Source organism: Bacillus sp. AFS053548 (genome assembly GCF_002575105.1).
Taxonomy (GTDB): Bacteria; Bacillota; Bacilli; order Bacillales; family Bacillaceae_G; genus Gottfriedia.
In genome coordinates this window covers 1-1,416 of the sequence record NZ_NUHI01000027.1, presented here as the reverse complement: position 1 = coordinate 1,416, position 1,416 = coordinate 1, and the positions used below count along the sequence as shown (strand labels likewise).

At 36.3% G+C, this 1,416-nt stretch carries 1 protein-coding gene; it reads right to left on the bottom strand.

What is annotated here, in order from left to right; all coding sequences use genetic code 11:
• Positions 1-133: 133 nt before the first annotated feature.
• Positions 134-1,318 (bottom strand): IS256 family transposase, encoded by a 1,185-nt coding sequence (locus tag CN946_RS16050; protein WP_098862074.1) that lies wholly within the window; start codon positions 1,316-1,318, stop codon positions 134-136.
• Between the last annotated feature and the right edge of the window lie 98 nt (positions 1,319-1,416).

Below are 1,416 nucleotides of genomic sequence, written 5' to 3'. Positions count from 1 at the left end.
GGTCAAGCCACTATTATTGTGTAAAATAAAAATTCAATGTTTTCAACTGTTTTTTTAGTTATTAAAATTTAATCATGTTTAAGAAGAGTATGGGGGCGGCTGAATTTTTCGTGACCATACTCGTTTTAATGCACTAAGCTTTTTTGGGGGTTTTATTTAAATATTTTCTGTTTCCTGGATCTAATCTCTCCTGACAATCCATTAGGACTGCGCCAATCAGTCGAAAGGCTGATTGTGTATTTGGGAAGATTCTGATGACACTCTCTCTTCTTCGAATTTCGGAGTTTAGTCTCTCTAGATTGTTTGTCGTTCTTAACTTTTTGTGATATTCAATATGCTCGTTCATAAATTGGATCGAATCCTCAAACCCTTCGTCTAGACACTCAAGTAAATTTTTAAAAGCTTTTTGTTCATCGTATTTCTGCATAAATTCGGCTTTCAAACTTCTTGCTTCTTCCGGTTCTTCGGCATCAAAAATCCTTAGTAAAAGATGCTTAGCCTCTTCTGAATTCTTCTTTGGCATATGATCGAAAAGATTCTTCTTGAAGTGGAATGTACAACGCTGCCAGCTTGACCCAACGAATGATTCGCCAATCGCAGCTTTTAGACCCTTATGTGCATCTGAAATAATTAGTTTTGGAGATTGGAATCCACGAGATTTTAAGTGTTCGAAAAATTGGTTCCATCCAGCCTTTGATTCTCCATGATTGATATTTAAGCCAATAATCTCTCTTTTATTGTCTGCATTTACACCGATTGCGATATAAACGGCTTTTGATACAATTCGATGATGTTCGCGGACTTTTATATACATTGCATCTACATATACATACTTGTAGTACATGATGTTTAAAGGACGATTTGCCCACTCATTGACGATTGGATCTAGCTTCTTCGTAATCGTTGAGACAAATGATTTTGATACATTCTCTCCACAAAGCTGTTCAACAACCTTGGTTACCTTTCTAGTCGAAACGCCATTGACAACCATCTCCATCATGGAAAGGACAAATGCCTGTTCCACACGGCTATACTTTTCAAAAAGAGAGGTAGAGAATTGACCATTTCTCGTTCGTGGTACAGTTAATTTGATCTTCCCAATGGACATCATAAAATCACGTTCGTAATAACCATTACGGTAATCAGCACGCCCCTCAGTACGCTCATATGCCTTTGCATTCAAGTAGTCTTCGCGCTCTTTTTCCATGATTTCATTTAAAACTAATACAAGTGTCGATTTCAATACCGAGTCTAGTTCAGAATTAAGTACCTGGTCTTTTAAATTATCAAGATTTAGTGTAAGATTGATTTGAGTCATTATTTATTCCTCCAATACAAGATTTTCTTCGCCGAAAACATTGTATCATGGAATAGATATGACTCATTTTCTTTTTACACAATTATATGGGCACAACC